Source organism: Geothrix edaphica, from assembly GCF_030268045.1.
GTDB classification, from domain to species: domain Bacteria; phylum Acidobacteriota; class Holophagae; order Holophagales; family Holophagaceae; genus Geothrix; species Geothrix edaphica.
The window spans coordinates 494,192-508,875 of sequence record NZ_BSDC01000002.1 but is presented as its reverse complement, the minus strand read 5'-3'; the positions used below and the strand labels follow the sequence as shown (position 1 = coordinate 508,875).

General features: G+C 70.2%; 17 protein-coding genes. 1 reads left to right on the top strand and 16 read right to left on the bottom strand.

The annotated features are described in order from the left end of the window. Nucleotides 1-31 precede the first annotated feature (31 nt). Both QSJ30_RS10130 and QSJ30_RS10125 read right to left on the bottom strand, forming a co-directional pair. The gene (locus QSJ30_RS10130) at nt 32-712 is read right to left on the bottom strand and encodes a LolA family protein (RefSeq protein ID WP_285608855.1); all 681 of its coding nucleotides are present in this window, start codon (nt 710-712) and stop codon (nt 32-34) included. A gap of 9 nt (nt 713-721) precedes the next feature. Continuing rightward, on the bottom strand, nt 722-1,498 hold the full coding sequence (locus tag QSJ30_RS10125) for an MBL fold metallo-hydrolase (RefSeq protein ID WP_285608854.1): 777 nt from the start codon (nt 1,496-1,498) through the stop codon (nt 722-724). Here QSJ30_RS10125 and QSJ30_RS10120 point away from each other — a divergent pair. Beyond that, on the top strand, nt 1,497-2,027 hold the full coding sequence (locus tag QSJ30_RS10120; protein ID WP_285608853.1) for a GNAT family N-acetyltransferase: 531 nt from the start codon (nt 1,497-1,499) through the stop codon (nt 2,025-2,027). The genes QSJ30_RS10125 and QSJ30_RS10120 overlap by 2 nt on opposite strands. Nucleotides 2,028-2,043: 16 nt before the next feature. Here the strand turns inward: QSJ30_RS10120 and QSJ30_RS10115 are convergent, their stop codons facing one another. The 14 genes from QSJ30_RS10115 to QSJ30_RS10050 form a co-directional block, all read right to left on the bottom strand. Continuing rightward, the gene (locus QSJ30_RS10115) at nt 2,044-2,664 is read right to left on the bottom strand and encodes a tetratricopeptide repeat protein (RefSeq protein ID WP_285608852.1); all 621 of its coding nucleotides are present in this window, start codon (nt 2,662-2,664) and stop codon (nt 2,044-2,046) included. Nucleotides 2,665-2,689: 25 nt separating this feature from the next. Continuing rightward, the gene (locus QSJ30_RS10110) at nt 2,690-3,775 is read right to left on the bottom strand and encodes a hypothetical protein (protein WP_285608851.1); all 1,086 of its coding nucleotides are present in this window, start codon (nt 3,773-3,775) and stop codon (nt 2,690-2,692) included. 8 nt (nt 3,776-3,783) lie between these two features. After that, nucleotides 3,784-5,322 carry an acyl-CoA carboxylase subunit beta gene (locus QSJ30_RS10105; protein WP_285608850.1) on the bottom strand — a complete coding sequence of 513 codons (1,539 nt, stop codon included), beginning with the start codon at nt 5,320-5,322 and terminating at the stop codon, nt 3,784-3,786. Nucleotides 5,323-5,403: 81 nt separating this feature from the next. Next, on the bottom strand, nt 5,404-7,263 hold the full coding sequence (locus QSJ30_RS10100) for an aspartate ammonia-lyase (RefSeq protein WP_285608848.1): 1,860 nt from the start codon (nt 7,261-7,263) through the stop codon (nt 5,404-5,406). A 61-nt stretch (nt 7,264-7,324) separates the two neighbouring features. Then, nucleotides 7,325-8,554, bottom strand: coding sequence for a beta-ketoacyl-ACP synthase (locus QSJ30_RS10095; protein ID WP_285608846.1), 1,230 nt, complete (start codon nt 8,552-8,554; stop codon nt 7,325-7,327). Then, a complete protein-coding gene (gene fabG / locus QSJ30_RS10090) occupies nt 8,554-9,300 on the bottom strand; it encodes a 3-oxoacyl-ACP reductase FabG (RefSeq protein ID WP_285608844.1) in 747 nt (248 codons plus the stop codon). The genes QSJ30_RS10095 and fabG overlap by 1 nt, the downstream gene beginning before the upstream one ends. Beyond that, a complete protein-coding gene (locus tag QSJ30_RS10085) occupies nt 9,297-9,725 on the bottom strand; it encodes a hotdog family protein (RefSeq protein ID WP_285608842.1) in 429 nt (142 codons plus the stop codon). The genes fabG and QSJ30_RS10085 overlap by 4 nt, the downstream gene beginning before the upstream one ends. Further along, nucleotides 9,722-10,915 (bottom strand): beta-ketoacyl-ACP synthase, encoded by a 1,194-nt coding sequence (locus QSJ30_RS10080; RefSeq protein WP_285608840.1) that lies wholly within the window; start codon nt 10,913-10,915, stop codon nt 9,722-9,724. Before QSJ30_RS10080 ends, QSJ30_RS10085 begins: the two co-directional genes overlap by 4 nt. Next, a complete protein-coding gene (locus tag QSJ30_RS10075; protein WP_285608838.1) occupies nt 10,912-11,328 on the bottom strand; it encodes an acyl-CoA thioesterase in 417 nt (138 codons plus the stop codon). The genes QSJ30_RS10080 and QSJ30_RS10075 overlap by 4 nt, the downstream gene beginning before the upstream one ends. After that, the gene (locus tag QSJ30_RS10070; protein ID WP_285608836.1) at nt 11,325-13,049 is read right to left on the bottom strand and encodes a glycosyltransferase family 2 protein; all 1,725 of its coding nucleotides are present in this window, start codon (nt 13,047-13,049) and stop codon (nt 11,325-11,327) included. Before QSJ30_RS10070 ends, QSJ30_RS10075 begins: the two co-directional genes overlap by 4 nt. Next, nucleotides 13,046-13,393 carry an ApeI family dehydratase gene (locus tag QSJ30_RS10065; protein WP_285608834.1) on the bottom strand — a complete coding sequence of 116 codons (348 nt, stop codon included), beginning with the start codon at nt 13,391-13,393 and terminating at the stop codon, nt 13,046-13,048. Before QSJ30_RS10065 ends, QSJ30_RS10070 begins: the two co-directional genes overlap by 4 nt. Beyond that, entirely contained in the window at nt 13,390-13,638 is a 249-nt protein-coding gene (locus tag QSJ30_RS10060) for an acyl carrier protein (protein ID WP_285608833.1), read from the bottom strand. The genes QSJ30_RS10065 and QSJ30_RS10060 overlap by 4 nt, the downstream gene beginning before the upstream one ends. Nucleotides 13,639-13,655: 17 nt before the next feature. Continuing rightward, the gene (locus QSJ30_RS10055; protein ID WP_285608832.1) at nt 13,656-13,928 is read right to left on the bottom strand and encodes a phosphopantetheine-binding protein; all 273 of its coding nucleotides are present in this window, start codon (nt 13,926-13,928) and stop codon (nt 13,656-13,658) included. Then, the gene (locus QSJ30_RS10050; protein WP_285608831.1) at nt 13,906-14,682 is read right to left on the bottom strand and encodes a lysophospholipid acyltransferase family protein; all 777 of its coding nucleotides are present in this window, start codon (nt 14,680-14,682) and stop codon (nt 13,906-13,908) included. Before QSJ30_RS10050 ends, QSJ30_RS10055 begins: the two co-directional genes overlap by 23 nt. Nucleotides 14,683-14,684 lie beyond the last annotated feature (2 nt).

Here is a 14,684-nt window from a genome sequence, read left to right as displayed (position 1 = left end):
GCCCCCGTGTGATCTCCAGTGCAGTCTACCGCTACTTCTTCCGGGTGGCGAAGAAGCTGAACTCGTTCCGGAGGGGAATGCCCTCCGGGAGCTTGAACCCGGTCACCGCGGCGGGCAGGGCCTGGTTGGTCTTCAGCGGGCCCAGCTCCACCAGCCAGGAGTCCCCGCTGCGCTCGACCCACTGGACCTGCCGGGGCAGCCACGTCTCCTTGTCCACCCAGAGGTTCAGGGCCTGCATCCGCTTGCGCATGGAGAGGGTGCGGGGGGCCATGGCCAGGAGCCAGGTGCCGGGCAGATCCTTGGCCTCGCCCAGCTGGATCTGGAAGTACTCGGACAGGTAGCTGAGCTTCTGGCCGAGGCCCAGGAACTTCCGGTTGGCGTTCTTGATGAGGCCGATCTTCATGAGCTCGCCGGCCTTGGCCTCGGGGCTGTAGGAGATGAGGGCCTTGGGGGTGAGGTGGAGGATCAGGTCCTCGGGCGGCTGGAAGGCGAAGTGGGCGAACTCGGAGCCCTGGAGGTAGAGGGTTCCCTTCGTCACCGAGGGCGTCTTCAGCAGGGCCCGGCGCAGGGTCAGCGTGAAGGGGCACTGCAGCGTCTGCACCTGGGCCTGGGCGGCGTCGAAACGCTCCACGGCCTCCCGCAGCGAGGGCGGCGCGGTCTGGGCCCCCAGGGGGAGCGCCAGCAGAAGGCGGAAGAGGGCGCGGCGGATCATCGGGCTCCTTCAGGCGACCGGGGGGAGGGCGAGGGGCTCCCGCTGATGGGCCACGTGCAGCGCCGCCGGGGTGCCCCGGAGGATCTCCTCGGCGGCGAACCGGGCCAGGCCGGGATCGTTGTTGGACTCGCTCAGGTGCGCCAGCACCACCTGCTTCAGCCGCGGGGAGGTCACCCGGCCCAGCAGCTCGGCCATGGCGGCATTGCTCAGGTGGCCCACGCGGCTGAGGATGCGGGCCTTGAGTTGGGGGGGGTAGCTCCCCTCGCGAAGCATGTCCACGTCGTGATTGGCCTCCAGCACCAGCAGATCCAGGTCCTGGAGGTGGTCCGCCACCAGGGCCGTGGGGTGGCCCAGGTCGGTCACGACGGCCGCGGCGATGCCCCCGGCCTCGACCCGGTAGGCCACCGGATCCTCCGCGTCGTGGGGGAGGGCGAAGGGCAGCAGGCGCCAGCCTTCCCAGTCGGTGGGCCGGCCGGCCTCCACCTCGATCCAGCGCGCGGCGGGGATCTCGATGCCCTGGATCCGCTGTACGGCCGAGCGGGTGGCGGCGGTGGCGAGGATGGCCCAGTCCGTGCGCCGGACGATGACCCCCACCGCCCCGATGTGGTCCGAGTGCTCGTGGGTGAGGGCCAGGGCCCGCACGGACCCGGGCTCCAGGCCCAGGACCTCCAGGCGGCGGCGGATCTGGAGCAGGGAGATGCCCGCATCGATGAGCAGGGTCCGGCCGCCCCCGGAAAGGGCGTGGCAGTTCCCCTTGGAACCGGAGGCCAGGGCCGCGTAGTGCATGGCCCAGGATAGCGCCTACACTGACCGCATGAAGCTCTCTCTCCGCCCCTCCTCGACCCTGGATCTGGAGATCCACGTGGCCCATCGCGTGGCCCTGTTCCGCGACATGGAGATGGGCTCCGAGGACGGGCTCCGCCGCATGGCCGACACCTTCCGCGTCCAGCTGCGGAACTGGCTGGTGACGGGCCAGTGCCGGGGTTTCCTCCTGGAGGATGAGGGCCGCCCCGTGGCCGGCGTGCTGATGCTGATGCGGGAGACGCTCCCCACGCCGGTGACGCCGCTCTCGGTGCGGGGCTACCTCTTCAACATCTACACGGAGCCCACGCACCGCCGCCAGGGCCTGGCCGCCCGCCTCACGGATGCGGCCCTGGATCTGGCCCGCGACCTGGGCCTGGAGATCATGGAGCTGCACGCGAGCCTCGAGGCCGAGGGCCTCTACCAGCGCATGGGTTTCGTGCCCACCAGCGAGATGCGCCTGGTCATGGGGGCGGGGATCAAGACTCCGAAACTGTGGAAGAACCGCCACTGACTCCGCACCACAGGCCCTACATCACGCTCTGGGTCTCGGCGAAGGCGCGGCTGATCTCCAGGAAGACCTTCTCCTCGTCGGGCTTCAGGGCCACGGCGCGGGCGAACCAGGCCGCGGCCCTCTTCCGCTGCCCGGCCACCAGGAAGGCCCGGCCGAACCTCAGGAAGCGCTCCCAGTCATCCTTCTCCAGGGCCGCCAGGGCGAGCATGTAGCGCTCGGCCTCGGCCACGAGGCCCACCTCCGCCAGGTCCACGCCGGTCTGGGCGAGGGCCTCCTTGTTTTTGGGATCGCGGGTGAGGATCTTCTCGTAGCCCTCCAGGGCCTCCGTCTTGTAGCCGTGCTTCAGCCAGGCCTGGGCTATGAGGTGGAGCACCTGGCCGTCCTTGGGCTCGCGCTGCTCGGCCTCCCTGAAGGCGGCCTCCGCCCGGGGTTTGTCGAGGGCCGCCAGGTAGGCCCGGCCGAACTCGGCCAGGTATTTGGCGTCCCGGGGCTTGATGGCCCGCGCCCGATCGGCGCAACCCCCGAGGATGATCCGGCGGTCACCGTTGAAGAAGGTCTCGTCGAAGACCGGGGTGGCTTTCGGGGCCTGGGCCGCGAGGCTCAGGGCGCTGAGGGCGAGGAGGGGAAGGGGGCGCATGGTGGGCCACTCCGGAAAGCGGGGCTCAGGGGGTCTCGGGGTAGGTCTCCGTGGCGCGCATGTCCCACTCCACTTCGAACTGCACCTGGAGCGCGGGCCCGGCCTTCGGATTTCCGCCCGCCCGCCAGACCGTGAGCGTGTTGGTCCCGCGCCACCGGCCGGGCGTCCCGGGGTCCGGGTGCAGGTCCCACACTTGGTCCTGGCGGCCCGAATCGCCGCCCTCGCCCTGGACTTCGCGGTATCCCACGAGGTAGAGCCGGGTGGCGTCGAGGAAGCCGGACACCGGCGGCTGGGCGCTGCCCTCGACCCAGTGGGCCGCGGCACCCACCTGCAGGAGGCCCGTGGTCGCGTCGGGCTTGGCCACCCAATCCCGGGGCCAGGACTCGGACTCCTTCAGGAGGGCCTTGTCGCCCCCGGAGATGCGCTGGATCTTCACCCGCTGCCTGAAGACGCGGTGGCTCCGGACCGCCAGGGGACCTGCGGCCGGGCCCGGTCGGCCGGCATCGACGGCCTTGAGCAGCGACTCGTAGTCGAACATCGTCAGGGTGGCCTCGGCCGCCCCGTGGAGGCCCTCCAGCTTCCCGCCCTGGGCCGTGAGGGCCTGGGCGTGCTTCTTCATGGCGGCCAAGTCGCCGAGGTGGGCGGAGACGAAGAAGCAGTGGACGAGCTCGCGGACATTCAGGTCGGAGCGGCCGGAGACGGCGGCATAGGCCGTCCTCATCCGGCCCAGGTCCAGGAGCCGCCAGGCCAGTTCCAGCCGCAGGCCATCCCGGGAGCGGGCGAGCTCCCCCCCCACGCCCTCCAGCAGCGACCAGGCCTTCAGGAGATCGGCCTGCCCGCGGGCCGCCTGCAGGTAGGTCTGGTCCTTGCCGTGGTGGAACCCCCGGATCAGGTTGGTGGCCCAGAGCCACGTGGCGGCGGCGTAGCGGTCCTTCTCATTCGCCTTGGCGGGATCCATGGCCAGGGCGCCGGCGCGGAGGGGGCTGCCGTCCTCAAGATCCTTCTTCCCGGCGGGATCCTGCCGTTCGAGGCGGGCCATGGATTCCAGGAAGGCGCGCTCGTCCTGCGCGGCAAGGGTGAGCGTGGCGAGGACGAGGAGGACGGCACGCATGGATGCTCCTAGAGAGGGATGTTCCCGTGCTTCTTGGGGGGCATGGTGTCGCGCTTGGTCTCCAGGAAGGCCAGGGCCTTGACCAGCTTCTGGCGGGTCTCGCGGGGGAGGATGACCTCGTCCACGAAGCCGTGCTCGGCGGCGATGTAGGGGTTGGCGAACTTCTCGTTGTACTCGGCCACCAGCTCGGCCTTCTTGGCGGCGGGATCGGGCGCGATGGCGATGGACTTGCCGTGCAGCACGTTCATGGCGCCCTCGGCCCCCATGACGGCGATCTCGGCCGTGGGGTAGGCGAAGTTGAAGTCCGTACGGATGTGCTTGCTGGCCATCACACAGTAGGCGCCGCCGTAGGCCTTGCGGGTGATGACGGTGATCTTGGGCACCGTGGCCTCGCAGAAGGCGAAGAGCAGCTTGGCGCCGTGGCGGATGATGCCGCCGTGCTCCTGGGTGACGCCCGGCAGGAAGCCCGGCACGTCCTCGAAGGTGATGAGCGGGATGTTGAAGGCGTCGCAGAACCGCACGAAGCGCGCGCCCTTCTCGCTGGAGGCGATGTCGAGGACGCCGGCGTAGAAGGCCGGCTGGTTGGCCACGATACCTACGCTGCGGCCGTCGATGCGGGCGAAGCCCACGACGAGGTTGGGCGCGAAGGCCTCGTGCACCTCGAAGAAGTGGGCGTCGTCCACCACGCCGCGGATGATGTCGCGGATGTCGTAGGGCTTCGAGGGATCGTCCGGCACCACCTTGTCCAGGTCCGGGTTCTCCAGGGGCATCTGGGTCTTCGGGGCCTTGCGGGGGGCCTCGCCCAGGTTGTTGCTGGGCAGGAAGGAGAGCAGCTCCCGGGTGTGGGCCAGAGCCGCCAGGTCGCTCGGGGTGACGAAGTGGGCCACGCCGGACTTGGCCGCGTGGGTGCTGGCGCCGCCCAGCTCCTCCTTGGTGACCTCCTCGTGGGTGACAGCCTTGATGACGTCGGGGCCCGTCACGAACATGTAGCTCGAGCCCTTCACCATGGTGATGAAGTCCGTGATGGCGGGGCTGTACACGGCGCCACCGGCGCAGGGGCCCATGATGAGGCTGATCTGGGGGATGACGCCGGAGGCCAGGGTGTTGCGCAGGAAGATGTCGGCGTAGCCGCCCAGGCTCACCACGCCCTCCTGGATGCGGGCGCCGCCGCTGTCGTTGAGGCCCACGACGGGGCAGCCCACCTTCATGGCCAGGTCCATGATCTTGCAGATCTTCTTGGCATAGGCCTCGCTGAGCGAGCCGCCGAACACCGTGAAGTCCTGGGCGAAGATGGCCACAGGGCGCCCGTCCACGCGACCGAAGCCCGTCACCACACCGTCGCCGGGGATCTTTTCCACCCCCCAGGCCCGGTGGACCATGAGGGCATCCATCTCCTCGAAGGAGCCCTCGTCCAGGAAGGCGGCGACGCGCTCCCGGGCCGTGAGCTTGCCGCCCTCGTGCTGCTTCTGGACCCGCGCCTCGCCGCCGCCGGCCAGGGCCTGGGCATGCTTGGCTTTCAGCGTCTCGATCTTCTTCTCGAGGGACATGGGGACTCCCGGGCACGGAAAACGGGCAGCGGATCGTTGGGGGATCAGCTGTCAGTTTAACCGCGCCGGGCTCCGGAAGCCCTAGCGGATGGGCCGGGGCTGGGTCATGGCCTCGAGGCTGAAGGCCTCGTCCAGCTCCGCGGGGGTGAGGTAGCCCTTGCGGAGGATGAGCTCCCGGACCGGCACGCCGGTCTCCAGGGCCTCCTTGGCCACCTCGGTGGCACGTTTGTAGCCGATGGCGGGCATGACGGCGGTGACGATGCCGATGCTGTGCTCCACCAGGTCGCGGCAGCGGTCGCGGTTGGCGGTGATGCCCACGATGCACTTGGTGGTGAGCACGTTCACGGCCGCTGTCAGGGTGCGCAGGCTGGTGGCGAGGCTGTAGGCCAGGATGGGTTCCATCACGTTCAGTTGGAGCTGGCCGGCCTCGGCGGCCAGGGTGATGGTGAGGTCGTTGCCGATGACCGAGAAGGCCACCTGGTTCACCACCTCGGGGATCACGGGGTTCACCTTGCCGGGCATGATGCTGCTGCCGGGCTGCATGGGGGGCAGGTTGAGCTCGCCGAAGCCGCAGCGGGGGCCGCTGCTGAGCAGGCGCAGGTCGTTGCAGAGCTTGCTGAGCTTCACCGCGGCCCGCTTCACCACGCCCGAGAACATGACGAAGGCGCCGGTGTCCGGCGTGGCCTCCACGAGGTTCTCCGCCAGCAGGATTTCCAGCCCCGTCACCTTCCGGAGCTCCTCCACCACCACCTGGGGGTAGTTGGGATCGGCGCAGATGCCCGTGCCGATGGCCGTGCCGCCCATGTTCACCTCCAGGAAGAGGCGGGCGGTCTCCTGCAGGCGCTGGATGTCCTCGCCGGTGGTGACCGCGTAGGCCTCGAACTCCTGGCCGAGCGTCATGGGCACGGCGTCCTGCAGCTGGGTGCGGCCCATCTTGATGACATCGGAGAACTCGCGGCCCTTGGCGTGGAGGGCGGCCTTCAGGCGTTCCATGGCGTCCAGCAGGTTCTTCAGCATGAAGATGGTGCTGAGGCGCAGAGCGGTGGGGTAGACGTCGTTGGTGCTCTGGCCCAGGTTCACGTGATCGTTGGGGTGGCAATGTCCGTAGTCGCCCCGCTTGTGGCCCAGCAGCTCCAGGGCGCGGTTGGCGATGACCTCGTTGGCGTTCATGTTCGTGGAGGTGCCCGCGCCGCCCTGCACCATGTCCGTGGGGAAGTGGCCGTGCCAGTGCCCGTCGATGATCTCCTGCGAGGCGCGGTCGATGGCATCGGCGATGGCCGGGTCCAGCAGGCCCAGGCGGGCGTTGGCTCGGGCCGCGGCCTGCTTCACCATGGCCAGGGCGCGGATCATGGCCGGAAAGTGGCTGGTGGGCGTGCCCGTGATGGGGAAGTTGTGCACGGCGCGCAGGGTCTGCACGCCGAAGAGGGCGTCCTCGGGCACGTCCAGGGGGCCGATGAGGTCGGATTCGCGGCGGGTGCGGCCGCTGGCGTAGGCCTGCTCCCGGCCGGTGCGGGGCGTGGCCGAGTAGAGGATGCGCTGGTGCAGGACGTTGGCGACCTTGCTGAGCACGGCGATGGCTGCGGCGCCATCCTGCCCGAGGCTCTGGAGGACGGCTTCGCGGTCCAGGTCCAGCAGCACCGCGGAGGTGAGGGCCGCGCCCGTGGCCGTGTGGGTGCTGACGGCCAGGAAGGACTGCTCGCCGGCCACGTCGCCGGGGCCCAGGATGACCACGGGCTCGGCGCCCTCGCCGTTGTCGCGGGTGATCTCGACCCGGCCCTCGGCGATGACCGTGGCGCCCTTGCGGGGCTCACCCTGGGTGAAGAGGCGGGTTCCCGCGGGGACTTCGCGCCGGCGGGCGGCTTTGGCGATCAGGCCCAGGTCGGCGTCGGACAGCCCCGAGAAGATTTCGCAGCGGCGAAGGACAGACGTGATGGCATCCATAAAAGACCTCCGGCCCGATCCGAGCCTTCGGCCATGCTACCGGGGCCCTTCTGCGATTCGGTCACGAATCCCCGCGCTGGAACACGAGGGAGGTGTTGATGCCGCCGAAGGCGAAATTGTTGGAAATGAAACAAGCCGCGTCCAGGTCGCGATGGGTGAACTGGAGGTAATCCAGATCGGCGCAGCGGGGATCGGGCTCGACCAGGTTCAGGGTGGGGGCGATGCGCCCGGCCCGGGACATCTCGATGCCCATCCAGGCTTCGAGGGAGCCGCAGGCGCCCAGGGGGTGGCCCATGTAGCTCTTGAAGGAGGTGATGGGCACGCGCTTCTGGAAGACCTCGCGGGTGGCGTGGCTCTCGGCGATGTCGCCGTACTCGGTGGCGGTGCCGTGGGCGTTGACCCAGCCGATGGCATCGGCCGGGAGGCCGGCATCGGCCAGGGCCAGGCGCATGGTCTCGGCCATGGTGGACTGCTGGGGCTGGGTGATGTGGGCGCCGTCGGAGTTGGTCCCGAAGCCCAGGATCTCCGCGTGGATGCGGGCCCCGCGGGCCAGGGCGTGGTCCCGGTCCTCGAGGATGAGGGTGCAGCCCCCCTCGCCCACCACCAGGCCGTCGCGGTCCCGGTCGAAGGGCCGGGGGGACTGGTCGGGGGCGTCGTTGCGCTGGCTGGTGGCGTACAGGGTGTCGAAGACCGCCGCCGTGAACACCGACAGCTCGTCCGAGCCGCCGGACACCATGATGGTCTGGCGGCCCTCCCGGATGGATTCGTAGGCGTAGCCGATGGCCTGGCTGCTGCTGGTGCAGGCGGTGCTGGTGGGGATGACGCGTCCCGTGAGGCCGAAGTACACCCCGATGTTGACGGCGGCCGTGTGGCTCATGGCCTGGATGTAGCCCGTGGCGCTGAGGCCGCCGATGCGTCCCGATGCCAGGCTGCGGCCCAGGGACACGATGGGATCCACGCTGCCGAAGGAGGAGCCGTAGGCCACGCCGACGCGGCCGCCGCGCAGGATCGCGTCATCCAGGAGCCCGGCATCCCGCAGGGCCAGTTCCGTGGCGCGGACCCCCAGGAGGGCCACGCGGCCCATGGAGCGCACCATCTTCCGGGGATAGTGGGCCGGCACCTCGAAGCCCTCGATGGGCACCCCGAGGCGGGTCTGGATCTCGGGATACTGATCCCATTCCCGCATGACCTTCACGCCGCTCCGCCCGGCGGAGACCGCGCGGTCGATGGCCTCCCAGGTCTCGCCGAAGGGGGTGACGCCCCCCATGCCCGTCACCACCACCCGCCGCATCAGACCAGTCCCCCGTTCACGCCGATGACCTGGCGCGTGATATAGCCCGCGGCGTCCGAGCAGAGGAAGCCCGCCAGGGAGGCCACGTCCTCGGGCTGGCCGACCCGGTCCATGGGGATGGCCTTCAGGGCATGTTCGAGCACGAGCTCATCCACCAGCTCCGATTCGATCAGGCCGGGCGCGATGCAGTTCACGGTGATCCCGCGGCTGGCCAGCTCGACGGCCAGGGCCTTGGCGGCACCGATGAGGCCCGCCTTGGCGGCGCTGTAGTTCACCTGACCGCGGTTTCCCACCACCCCGGAGACGCTGGAGATGCAGACAATGCGCCCCCCCTTGCGGGTCTTGATCATCGGGATGAGGAGGGGCTGGACCACGTTGAAGAAGCCATCGAGCCCCACGCCCAGGACCAGGTCCCAGTCCTCGCCGCTGAGGGCCGGGAAGGCGCCGTCCCGAGTGATGCCCGCATTGCAGACGATGCAGTGGTAGGGGCCGTCGGCGGCGACCTTCGCCTCCAGGCAGCGGGCCGCTTCCGCGCGGTCGGCCACGTCGAAGGCGATCCAGTCGGCCTGGCCGCCCTCCGCGCAAATGGCGTCCACCACGGCCTGGGCCTCGTCCACGCGGCTGCGGCAGTGCACGGTCACACGGTAGCCGTCCCGGGCCAACTGACGGGCGATGGCCCGGCCGATGCGGCCGCTGCCGCCCGTGACGAGCGCGTTCCTGGGGGGTTGGGAGGAGGGTTCGTTCATGGGGCTTCGACGGCTTTCAACGTAGCACGGGCGAGGGTTTCGGCCCCACGCCGGACCTGGCAGGAGAAGGCGCTGGGGCCGGCCTCGTCGAGGAAGATGAGCCGGGCCTCCACCTCGAACTCGGTGCCAAGGGGGAAGGTCGGCACCATCGCCTCGAACCGGCGGGTGCCCAGCAGGAAGCCGATGCGGGGCGCGCGGCCCGCCTGGAGGTGGCGGTTCCCGCTGAAGGCCGCGGCCGCCTGGGCCATCCACTCGAGGGCGAGCCAGGCCGGGGCCGCGCCGCGGTCATCGAGGTACCAGGCGCCGGGCTCCACCCGCGCGCTGGCGAGGCAGTGCTCCTCGGAGAGGTCGAGGATCCGGTGCAGGAGCAGGGAGGGGCCACGATGCGGAAGCAGCGCTTCGGCGGGGAGCGGGTTTTCGGTCATCGGGCGGGTCCCAGGATCAGGCTGAGGTTGTTGCCGCCGAAGGCGAAGGCGTTGGACATGCAGATCCGCGCTCCCCGGAAGGCTGCGCCGTCGGTCACGAGGTCCAGGGCCGGCAGGTCCCGGTCGGCCTCCCCGTCCCAGCGGTGGGGCGGCAGGAGCCCGTCGGGATTCCAGGCCTCCTGGGCCAGGAGCCAGCAGAACGCCAACTCCGTGGCCGCGGCGGCGCCGAGCAGGTGTCCGGTGAGGGGCTTGGTGCCGCTGCAGGCGATCCCGGCGGGGAAGACGACCTGGGTGGCGCGGCTCTCCATCTCGTCGTTCTTCGCCGTGGCCGTGGCGTGCAGGTTGAGGTAGCCCACCGCCACGTCCGGGCCCGCCTCGGCCAGGGCCGCGCGCATGGCAGCCTCCGCGCCGGCACCGGAGGGATCGGGCGAGGAGATGTGATGGGCGTCGCTGGAAGCGCCGGCCCCCAGCAGGGCCACCGCCGCGGGTTCCTTCCGGAGGATGAAGAGGGCCGCCCCTTCGCCCACGTTGATGCCGGCGCGGTTCCGGCTCATGGGATTGCAGGGGCCCGGGGAGACGGATTCGAGGGAGGCGAACCCGTTGAGGGTCAGCCGGCAGAGGGAGTCCGCACCGCCGGTGATCACGGCATCGCAGAGGCCCAGCCGGAGCAGGTTCCGGGCCGTGACCAGGGCCTTGCCGCTGGAGGTGCAGGCCGTGGACACCGTGATCGCCGGCCCCTGGAGCCCCAGGAATTCCGCCAGGAAGGGGGCCAGTCGGCCGATCTCCTGCTGCCGGTAGTGGAAGCCGGCGGGCAGGGTGTGGTGCTGCTGATGATGGGCGACGGCCCGCTCGGCGGCCTCGATGCCGGAGGTGCTGGTGCCGAGCACCACGCCGACGCGGTGGGTGCCGTGACGGCTGATCTCCCGGTCCACCTCGGCGCGGATCTCCTCCAGGGCGAGGAGGAGCAGACGGGTGTTGCGGGAATCGTCGGCGGCGAAGCGCTCCGGCAGTGCCTCCAGGGCTCCCCGCACCCGTCCCACGCGGGCCGTCCGTCCGGGCAGCCAGCCCTCTTCGTCCACCAGGCCCGAGGTGTCTCCGCACAGCAGCCCCGCGGCCACCTCACGCTTCCCCCGCCCCAGCGCGTTCACAAGACCCAGGGCGGAGAGGTGGCAGGGCGCGACCGGCGTCATGGGAGGGCCCGCTCGATGGCGGCGACCATGCCAAGGGGGGTTCCCGGGCAGAGCTCCCCGGTGGCCGAATCGACGGGCAGCTGCCGGGTTCGGCCCCGGGTGAGGCGCTCGCCGGTGGCCTCGTCGCGCACGGTGTAGGCGATGCCGATGCGGGCCTCGTACTCCTCGAGCCGGGCCTCCACCAGGATCCGCTGACCGTAGCGGAGGGGGCGGATGTACTTCACCTCGCAGGTGACCACGGGCCAGGCGCACCCGCTGGCCAGCATGTCGGCCACGTCCAGACCGGCGCGGCGCATGAGGGCGGTGCGGGCGATCTCGAAATATTTCAGGTAGTGCCCATGCCAGACGACCCCCATCGAATCCACATCATGGAAGGGGATTTCCAGGCTCACGGAAGTCTGCAGGAAGGTCATGGTCGGGGGGATCCGGCGGGCGGTGCGATCGGCGGGAGTGGAAGGGGCTCCGCCTCTCCCCAGAAGTCATAGAAATTAAACCACTGGAACGGCGTCTCCCGGCACCGCGCCTCGATGGCCTGGGCATACCGCCCGAGCCAGCTGCGGAGGGCCACCTCCCGCCCCTTCCGCGGCAGGTCCACGCGCTCGGCGAAGGGCTCCATGTGGATCCGGTACCGGGGGCCGTCCTTGATGCAGAAGAAGAGGTAGACGGGGCACTGGAGCAGGTGCGCCAGGAAGAGGGGGCCGATGGGGAACGGCGCGTCCCGCCCCAGGAAGGGGATGTCCAGGGTGCGGCCATTCTCGGAGGCGGGGGGGCGGTCTCCGACGATGAAGAGGCTCTCCCCTCGGGCGATGCGCTCCTCCAGCAGCAGGGCGGTCTCGGGTCCGGCCTCCGCCACATGGATCAGGTTGGCGTTGTAGTTCGGATTGATCCGCCCCAGGAGCTCCTGGAACCGGATGACGTGCTCAGAGTAGATCACCGCGTTCAGGCCTTGAATCCCGCGGGCGGCGCCGAGGCCCCGCAGCATGTCCAGGTGGCCCAGGTGGGCGCTGAGGAAGAGGGCGCCGCGGCCCGAGCGGATGAGGTCCTGGAAGGCCTGCTCTTCGGGGAAGACCAGCTCGGCGTCGCTGGCGTCCATCCAGGCCAGGAAGCGGTCCACATAGGAGAGGGCGAAGGTCCGGATGTGCCGGTACTGGGCCCGGAGCCCGGGTTTCACGGGCAGGTCCGGGAGGGGCCCCGCATGGCGGAAGAGGCGGTCGAGGTACTGGCTCGAGGCCCGGCGCGCGGCGCGGCCCGTCAGGAAGAAATAGGCGGCCAGGATCTCCGTGAGCCAGCGGAGGCCGCGTGCCCCCGTCAGGCGGAAGATCAGGTGGGCGGTGCGCAGGCCGAGGGCCGTGCCCCGCTCCCGGATCCTGGTCCACCGGTGGTCCCGGGGGGCCTCGCGCCGGAAGCGCCGCCCAAGCAGGACCGGCAGGCGGAGGAGCATGCCCAGCACCAGCCGGGTGTGCATCCGCGTCAGCCGCAGGTTGTCGCGGACCAGGTGGAAGTGGGAGACGCCGTCCTCGGGATAGACCACCCGGACCGGGGCGTTCACCACCGGCACCCCCGCCCAGTGGAGGCGCACGATGGCCGCCGTGTCGAAGTCCATGCGGGCCGGCAGGGTGGTGTGCGCGAGGAGCCGGCCCACGGCTTCGAGGGGATAGAGCCGGAAGCCGCAGAGGGAGTCCCCGATGTCGAAGGAGAGGGTCTCCAGCCAGACCCAGGCATGGGTGAAGCGGCGGCCGAATTTCCGGGCGGCGGGCACGGAGGCATCGTAGACCGGCACTCCGGCGATGACGGCGTCCGGCCGCGCCTCGCCGAGCACCAGGAACGGGGCGACCGCGGCGGCATCGTGCTGGCCGTCCGCATCCACCTGGAGGGCATGGGTGAAGCCCTCGGCCCGGGCGCGGCGGAGGGCCTCCACCACGGCCGCGCCCTTGCCCCGGTTCACGGGCCACCGGGACAGCCGGAGGCCGGGCTGGGCCGCGGCCGCCGCCTCGAGCTGGCGCCGGGTGGCCTCATCGCTGCCATCGTCGTGAATGAAGAGGGGATGCCCGCAGGCCAGGAGGGCGTCGAGGGTCCGGCCCAGGGCGGGCCCGGGGTTGTACACCGGCACGACGAGGCAGGGACGGAAGGTCATGGGGCCGGCGTGAAGACGAGGATCCCCGCAGATTTCGGTCCCTGGCTTCCCGTGTACCGGAACCGCAATTGCCGTGCGTCTGGCGTCCAGTCGAGGTGCAGCTCCAGGGGTTCGTCCGGCCGGATGGGGGCCTGGAACTTCAGGTGCTCCACGCCCTGGAAGGTTCCCAGGGGGCCGAAGGTGTCCTGCCCCAGGCGGGCGGCCCAGTCGACCTGGATGAGGCCGGAGAGGATGGGTTGGCCGGGGAAGTGGCCGTCGAAGGCCGGATGCCTGGGTTCCACGCGCAGCGAGTAGCCCCCGGGGGTGGAAGGCAGCGCCTTCAGCGCCTGGGGGTAGGGGATCACGACAGCATCTTGTGGATCGCCGCCACCACGTCCCGCACGGTCCGCACGTCCTTGAAGTCCTGGGCGCTCACGCGGCGGCCCGTGAACTCCTGGAGCTGGATGGCGAGCTCCACGGCATCGATGCTGTCCAGGTCCAGATCCTTGAACAGGTGCGAGTCGAGGTGGATGGAGGCGGGATCGAGCTGGAAGGAATCGGAAAGGACTTCGCGCAGCTTGACGAGGATGTCCTGCTCGGTCATCACCATGGGGGGTACTCCGGAGTTCAGATGGTCACCTGGCGGTGGCTCGAGACGAAGGCCGCGAGGCTGGCGGCCGTGCGGAAATGGTGGGCGAAGGTGGAGGTCTCCTCGCTTTCGAGGTTGAGCTTGTAGGCCTTCTTGAGGGCCAATCCCAGCTCGAAGGCATCGATGGAGTCGAGGCCGAGGCCATCCTTGAACAAGGGCTGCTCGTCGCCGATCTCTTCGGGCCGGATGTCTTCGAGGTCAAGGGTTCGGACGATGAACTGCTTGATCTCAGTCGGCGTGATGTCCTGCATGGGTGGTTTCCTGGTTGAAGCGACCTTCGAGCCAGCGGGTCAGCTTTCGAGCGGCCAAAGGCACCGGTAGACCCTCAAGGTCCGACCAGGGCACCTCCAGCTGCTCAGTGGCTCGAATGCAATAATCGCATGAATCCCGGGGGATCTCGAACCACCTGTGACCCTTGGCCAGCAGCGGTGGAGTGCAGCTGAGCAAGAGGGGCAGGACGGGGGGCCTGGACCGGAGGACCAAGTGGGCTGCCCCCCGGTGGAAGGCGTGCGGCTGGTGCGGATCCGTCCGGGTGCCCTCGGGGAAGAGGAGCAGGGCCTCGCCCCGTTCCAGGGCCCGGGTCCCGGCTTCGAGGACGGACTCGGGACCCAGGGCGGGGATGTACCCCGCGGCCCGCACCACCCGGCCGAACAGCGGGTTGGTCCAGATGCCCTCCTTCACCACGCAGGTGAGCCGCTCCAGCAGGGCCAGCAGCAGGACGACATCGAGGTAGCCAGGGTGCGTCGCCAGGATCAGGGTGCCGTCCAGGGCCCTGCGTTCCGGCAGGCGCTCGGTCCGGAGACGGAAAAGCCCGGCCGTGGAGAGGAACCAGACCATCCCCTTGAAGAACCGGTGGATGACCCAGCGCGTGCGGCGCTGGAGGGCGGCGGGACCCCCGGGGCCCAGCCGCAGCAGGGGCAGGCCCAGCAGCGAGAAGAGGATTCCCCCCACGCCCAGGGCCGTGAATCCCACGGCGCTGGCGGGGATCTTGATGATCCGGCGCATGG